Here is a 7,564-nt window from a genome sequence, read left to right on the forward strand (position 1 = left end):
TTTTTCTTTATTGTCCTAAACTTTGTTCCCATTCTTTCACCTCTTCGTGTCCAGCTTGTATGTCTTGGTCTTGCCGCCGCTGGTAGCGACAACGTCTATTGGTGGCTTGCGCAGTTGTATGGCTGCTATCCCGATCCCTGCCAGTGTCAGCATGATTATCAAAAAATTAGACAGGCCTCCGAAGAATGATATCAGTGTCCCAAGTGTGAATGGGTTCGATGACAGGGAATTGGATACCGAGAAGGGCATCGTCATGGAATTGCTCGCAGAATTGTTGTTGAAAACAACTACCTTTATCCCATACGTTCCGGAATCAAACTGTCCCTGGTTCATTGTGAGGTTGAAGTATCCAATCTCCCCTGATGTCGAATAGGTAGAATTTATTGCTGTGGGAGAGTACATAGTGCTGCCGATGAATGCCTCAACCGCCGTGATCCCATGCAGTGACTGCACCTTGATCGTGTAGTACGTCATTGGCCCCACTGAATGCTGCCTATAGGAGAGAACGATGCTGCTGTTCGTTCCTGGTGGCAGGACGTTGATGTATTGAGTTGATGTAGAAGATGCTCCGAGACCGTCGGTGGCTGTAACTGAGATAGAGTAATTCCCCGCATGCCCAAAATAGTAAAGAACCGACTGACCGGAATACGATGACCCGTTGATATCCCATGAATAGGAGAAGGTCGATGAGTCCGGCGCTGTGGCAGTTGCATTCAGGGAGAGCATGGTATCAACGGGAATCTCCCTGGGAGACGTGAATGAAATGGTTGGGGCGGCGGGTATCATCCGCACTGTGAGGTACTGAGTCCAGGTTTTTCCGTTGTCGTAGGAGAAGGTTGCAATCACCGTGTTCAGTTCGTTATATATGGGGAATTTGTATGAAATATTGAGGCCAGTGAGTGTTTGCCCGTTGGGGAAGGACCATGACATGTTGTATGGGCCCTGAGCATCCCAGTTCGGCTCTGCTCTGAATACAAATGCCTGTGTGATGTTCAGGCCTGACGAGTAAACGAATGAGACAGGCGGCGGTAAACTCTGTATGCTGATATTCGCGTATCCTGTTGCGCCGTTTGCGGACGTGACCGTGAATGCAACAGTGTAGTTGCCCACAGGGAACGAGTATGAAGGATCCTGCTCCAGGGAGTAATGTCCATCGCCAAATGACCAGTTATATGAATACCCTGTACCTCCAAGGACAGATGAGGTGAACTGCACCGCCAGCGGTGCGAGACCGGATGTCTGGTTGGCGGCGATGGCCACATAAAGATCTACGCTGATCGAGAAATTTTTCGTTTGGATGTATCCGCCCTGATCAGATGCCTGTACTTCAAATGTCCTCGGACCTGATGACTCGAATACATGAGATACGTTTGTGCCGGACTCATGCTGTCCGGACGGAAATATCCAGGATGTGGCATATGGGGGCATCCCGCCTGTTATGTTTGCATGCATGCCGAATGGCCTGGACACAATGGGAGTGCCTGACCATGAGATGGATACCTGCGGATCTGGATAGACAGATATCAGTATCGAAGCGGATGCGTCCTTCCCGAAGGAATCTGATATCACCAGCTGAACGGTGTAATTGCCCGGCGCCTGGAAAACATAAGAAACGGTGCCGTTGTGGAATGTGTGGCCTGCGATGACCCACTCGTAAGAGTAGGGTCCAATTCCGCCGGACCCGGATGCCCGGAACTGATCGGATACGTTGGCATCCAATGAGGTACGGGATGGAATTATGGATGCCACAGGATATGATTCCACAGTGACATCGAGAACATAGGAAGATGACTGTCCCTGTGAATCCATGACCACGAGGCGGACTGGATATATCCCCTGCTTTGCGAATGAATAGTTCAAGGAGGGTGAATCACCCGCTGCCGATCCGTTCACAAACCAGGAATATGAATATCCTGGCGTTCCGCCAGTGATTACTGCATTGAATGCATCGATAACATTTACGTCTACGTTGGGATATTCCACCGATATTGATACTCCGGGCAGTGCATTGATCCTTATCTCAATTGATGCCTCTGCCACGTTCCCGGAACCGTCAGATACCTTTACAGAAACGTTGTAATAGCCGGCAAGCGAGAAAGTGTAAACCATGTCCTGCTGGTACCCCACGTACCCTATGCCCGAAATTGACCAGGTGTAATTGTAGAATGGTGTGCCTCCTGATGTGGTGGCATTGAAATACACAGGTATGCCAACATCCGTTGTTGATCGTGATTCAGATACCGTGACCAGAGGCAGTGGTTCAACTGTTATATCAAGGTAGGCATATGCCTTTGATCCCTGGCTGTCCATGATGAGCAGGGAGATATTATACGGGCCGGTTTTTGGGAAAGAATACTGAAAATACAGCCCGGACGATGTGTTGACGCCATTCAGGTACCAGTAGTAGTTGTATGGTGCTGTGCCATAGGAACCGAATCCTTCCCAGTACGTGGTTGTGGAAATATCTGTTCGGTTAGACCCTTCGATGAGGGCGGATGGTTTGGCAATCACCTTGATGGTGAATGATGTGGTTGTTTTCTCTCCAAGGCTATCGGTGACAGAAAGGTTGACGGTGTACGATCCCGTATTAGGAAACTGCAGGTGAAATTCCTGGGAATAGTTCACGATCTCACTCCCCAGTGACCACGAGTAATTGAAGGGTGATGACCCCCCGGTCACCTGGGCAAATAATGTGTCGTTGATCCCCTGGTCCACTGTGGCATACTGCGCCTCTATTGTGGCCAATGGATCGGGGTTTACCACCTCATTCATGCTGTTCGATGCGGTATTGCCATTGGCATCCGTGATTGTGAGGGATACGCTAAAGGTGCCGGAAGCGGTGAATGTGTAATTCACGTAGGGGGTCGTAAACGACCCTCCATTTACGGTCCATGAATACGTGTCGGCCCCGGTCCCGCCGGATATCGAGGCAGTGAAGTTCGCCCATGTCCCTACATCAGTGGGATTGTGGACCACATGAATCACAACCGAAGGATCAGGGTTTACAGTTTCCAAATATGAATACGAAGCGGTATGGCCGTCCCCGTCAGTGACTGTTACATTTACGTAGTATGATCCGGCCGAACTGAAGGAATATGAGAACGAGGCTGCGGTGGATTCCTGCACCCCGTTAATTAGCCAAGAATACGTGTCGGCCCCGGTCCCTCCGGATTCAACTGCGGAGAACGACACAGAATTGCCTACGTCGGTAGCGTTCTGCGATGATGATACGGAAACCGAAGGATTGTCATTGATCGTGACCGAGACCGTTGCACTGTATGTTACCCCAACGCTGTCCGTGATGGTAATAGTTAGCGTGTAAGATCCAGCGGAAGCGAAAGAGTAGGAGAAATCCTGGGCAGTTGAGAGTTGGCTGCCGTTCAGGGTCCAGGAGTATGAGTATGGTCCTGTCCCGCCTGACGGGCTGGAAGAGAAAGTTATACTATACCCGACATCCGCCGAACTGACTGAGGAGGATGCGGATACGATTGGATCGGAGTGAACCACCTCCGAAGCCGTGGCAGTCAATGTTTCACCTGCGCCATCTGTCACGGACAGATCCTCGGTGTATGATCCGGCCGTCAGGTCGGTGCCGAAAGCAGGGGTTGTGTACGTAGTCCCGGTACCCGTAAAGCTGTAAGTATATCCGGTGCCTGCCCCGCCCATAACTGCTGACAGGAAGAACTGCGGCACCCCAGCATCGGTGGTGCTCACGATGGGCGGGGTGCCGGAGACGGAGATTGATCCGCCCGTGATATTCAGGGCGGACATCGAGATCCCGCCGCCCATATTTCCATTATCGACGGCAAAGAAATACCATCCTGCCGAGAGCGTCTCTGTACCGGAATAAGCCGTAGCTCCTTCACTGACCCACGCACTGCTTCCTATTATGGAAGTCCAGTCCACCCCGTTACTGGATATGAACATGGCTCCGTTGTCGTCATATTCGCCGTTGAATGTATACGTTCCTGCGGCGAAATAGAGCACTGTAACGGCCATGTATCCTTCATCGTATGCTCTCCCTCCAGGTTCCGTGTTCAGGACGCCGAGAGAAGAGGGATATGCCACATTGGGCCGACCAAGGAAGGTCTGCCCATTGTAGCCCGGGTTTCCATAGTCATAGCCGAAGCCTCCGTCATTAAACGTTCCCGTCCACGTGGACACGTTGTTTGGGGAGGAATCCGGCATCGACAGCGGGTAGGAACTGATGTCGGAATACGGAACAGCACCCTCTGTCGGCCCTGAGGTGTATGAATATACGTAGAATACACCCGGCGTCATTGCATTGATGACGGCTGCCTGCGGATCGGGGTAAACGATCTGCGTGATCGACGTTGAATATGTATAGCCATTGGTATCTGTTACAGAGTAATCAAGGAGAAACGAACCTGCAGTGCTAAATATGTAACTGAAGGATGATGTCGATCCTGAGGCGAGTTGTGCATCCGATGTACTGGTACCGTCATACAGCACATAAGAATATGAGGAATAGCTCCCGGTCCCTCCGGAGGTTGCCGTGCTGAAATCCACGATTTGCCCCGTATCAGACGGGTTAAGGTTGGAAGATACTGCAAGAACGAGAGGAGCATTGATATTCTGGGTGAAGGTACTGGAAGTTGCTATTTCTCCGACTGAATCCGTGATACTAACATAGAAATTATATGAAGTTGCCGACGAGGGACTTTCTGAGGTGCTGTAAGTGGATGATGTTGCCCCGCTTATTGCCGTTCCTGACCCGGATGAGCCTGTGTACCATTGGTACGTGTATGGCGAGGTCCCTCCTGAGACCGATGCCGCCAGAGTAAAGGCTTGCCCGGAATCTGCGGGATTCAAGCTTGAAGATACTGACACGGAAGGATCAGTGTATACTATGGTGGTTCCGGAATCACCTCCAACGTTCCCCCCATAACTGTCGGTTGTTGTTATGCTCCATCCGTATGATGTCCCGCTCGCAGAACCGGATGTCGACGACCATGTATAACCGAAATTCCAAGTTTTGCTCTTGTCTCCTGTTGTTGTATATGTCGTAGACTGGGTGGAAGTATATCCGTTCACGGTCAGCGTGGCGCTCACGGTTAACGGCTCAGATACTACATTAAAAGATGTACTATAACTGTAAGTTATCCCCTGACCCTCGTCAACGTATGATGTCCCCCCTGATGTCGTGGAATCCGCCAGGTACTGAATTTGTGTTCCATGCCCCACTGTAAGGGATTGGATGGCAAGCATGCCTATTCCCGATGCGATCATCATAATCGCAAAGAATATGGCAAGTATCTGCTTTCGGCTCATGACACTGCCCCCACTATAGGCAGGTCATGCACGACCATGCCGATTATCACCATTGCGGATAGAAACAGGGCAAGGAGTGTGATGAATACGGGCAGCGCAAAAGGCCCCATGGAGAGGGATGCAGAGGCGAAACTGCCTATGACTCCGGATATTACTCCCTCAACCACTCCGAGGATGAGGTTGAACAGCTCCGCAAGATAATAGAGGGACATGGCGAAAAAATACAGGATGATCTGTATGACGTTGTTAATGGCGTCCAGCGGATTGAGCCATGAGATCAGGGATGGCGGGCTCACCCCATAATATGACATTATTCACTCACCATATCTCTGACCGGAACCGTGAAGGAGAATACCAGGTACAGCCCGACGAGTGTCATGCCGAAGGATGCAACCACGATCGTCGGCGCAAGGATGCCGTAGTTCCCCTGCCACGCCTGGAACACGGAAACGAAATCCCCGGTCACTGACTGCAGGAGGGGCACTATCAGGGTGTATTCCAGGTCCGAAAGCACGGTCTGCAGGAACCTGTACATGACCTGCAGGAATCCCCAGAGGGGCGAGGACATTATGGAGGAGGATACGGACATCCATGCTTACCTCAGACATCGTCCTCCATGCCCACAAGATCCCTCAACGGACCGACCAGTGCAAGGATCAGGAATCCCGCAAGCAGCGCAATGCCGATTCCGAGGATGAACATCAGCGGACCGTATACTCCGTACCCGGCCAACGAAAAACCAAATCCCTGGAACATGATGTTGATCGAGTTTGCGAACCCGGAGAATATGCTTCCGAACATTGTACCCAGTCCGGTGAGTATGACCTGGAGGAAGCCCATCATTAATCCCCAGATGCTGTTGAAAATCGTTGTGCCCAGGGAACTCGTGGCCATCGGTATGAACATCAGGGAAAGGACAGAGATTTTAAGCCTTGCCTTTCTGATGTTTTTCACATGGAATATGAGTCGATTTAACATCTCACTTCCCTCCCTTCTTCGCTGAATCCTGCCTGTCGAACACGCCGATGTCATACCATGGGGCCACGAGTATCGCTGCCACGAAGGTAAAGATTGTACCAATCAAATATCCGGTCTGCTCTGCACTGTAAGACCCGATGATTGTCGTAAGGCCTGTGTTGCCGTATGCATGTATGCTCATGGAAATTGACGTGACATTCGACTGTATGAGGACCATCAGGTAGGTGCTCTGGTTGCCGGTCAGGTATGACGGGCTTATGCTGAAATTTGCAATGGATAGGGTTTTCAGGCTCTCATATGCAAATGGCTGAAAGCTTGACACGTTGTACCCTGTGCCCAGGGAGACGTTCGCAGGATGTGCATCGGAAGTTGCTATGGAGATTTTGGAAACAGCGAAGTTGTTCAGTTCAGCCACTGTGAGATTGGTACGGACCCATACCTGGCTTGAGTATGTGGTGACATTGCCTATGGTAGACGATGGAAAGTCAAACGTGGCAGTGCCGTTCACCTGGCCAAATGGTATTGCCCCGGATGACCCATAAACGTATGATGTAATGGACTCGGATTGCAGAACCGGTGAGTTGTCGCTTCCCGCCACGAGGGCATGACCTACGCCGGCAGAGAGGAAGATCATGAGGAAAACTGATATGAGTGCAATGAACAGCCCAAGGAATTTCCTTGCTGCCTTGCCCGTTCCAGATTCCTTGAAATTAAGGGATTTTACCTTTGATCCCTTCTGCCCCATGTATCCCTTCCTGTCTGACCATGCCGCATCCCATATGGCAACGAGGCCAAATATCAGGATAGACACGAGATACAGGATCGCTGCCTCATTGCCATTGTAAGCCGGAACGAGAATGTACTGGGCAAAGCCGAACTCATAGCCCAGGAATCCTCCTATCAACCCTCCAATGAAAAAGCCAGCGAACGCCCTCCAGATGAGATCCAGGATGCTTTTCCCCGGAGGCGTCAGGGTCTCGATGACAGCCCACACGACGGCTCCGAATATGATTGCAGGCGCGATTATGCCGTCATTAAAAACCACGACGTGGCCGACTATGGTATACGTGGGTTTCGCCAGCAGGCCCACAAACAGCAGCAGCGTTGCCAGAAGCCCGACAACAAGCCCCCCTATGGGCCACTTCCCAACGTGCGTGGGTATACTTTTCTTCGTCTTTGCAGAACCTTTTGCCGTATTACCGGCGCTTGAACCCTTATTTTTCTTAGCCATTTCCGCTTCCTCCCTTACGGAGGAAGCCAAGCCCGGACTTTACGGAGGAAATTTAGTGCTTGC

5 protein-coding genes are annotated in these 7,564 nt (G+C 51.1%); all 5 read right to left on the reverse strand.

Going from position 1 to position 7,564, the window contains the following annotated elements:
• Positions 1-36 precede the first annotated feature (36 nt).
• From KIS29_10875 to KIS29_10895, 5 genes are read right to left on the reverse strand one after another with little or no spacing between them, the layout of a single operon-like run.
• Positions 37-5,292, reverse strand: a complete 5,256-nt coding sequence (locus tag KIS29_10875; protein MBX8640828.1) for a PKD domain-containing protein — start codon at positions 5,290-5,292, stop codon at positions 37-39.
• Positions 5,289-5,603, reverse strand: coding sequence for a hypothetical protein (locus tag KIS29_10880; protein MBX8640829.1), 315 nt, complete (start codon positions 5,601-5,603; stop codon positions 5,289-5,291). The genes KIS29_10875 and KIS29_10880 overlap by 4 nt, the downstream gene beginning before the upstream one ends.
• The gene (locus KIS29_10885; GenBank protein MBX8640830.1) at positions 5,603-5,881 is read right to left on the reverse strand and encodes a hypothetical protein; all 279 of its coding nucleotides are present in this window, start codon (positions 5,879-5,881) and stop codon (positions 5,603-5,605) included. Before KIS29_10885 ends, KIS29_10880 begins: the two co-directional genes overlap by 1 nt.
• 11 nt (positions 5,882-5,892) lie before the next feature.
• Positions 5,893-6,270, reverse strand: coding sequence for a hypothetical protein (locus KIS29_10890; protein ID MBX8640831.1), 378 nt, complete (start codon positions 6,268-6,270; stop codon positions 5,893-5,895).
• 1 nt (position 6,271) lies between these two features.
• Positions 6,272-7,501: a hypothetical protein gene (locus KIS29_10895; GenBank protein ID MBX8640832.1), complete on the reverse strand. Its 1,230-nt coding sequence runs from the start codon at positions 7,499-7,501 to the stop codon at positions 6,272-6,274.
• Positions 7,502-7,564: the final 63 nt, after the last annotated feature.

This window comes from Candidatus Sysuiplasma jiujiangense (assembly GCA_019721075.1).
GTDB classification, from domain to species: domain Archaea; phylum Thermoplasmatota; class Thermoplasmata; order Sysuiplasmatales; family Sysuiplasmataceae; genus Sysuiplasma; species Sysuiplasma jiujiangense.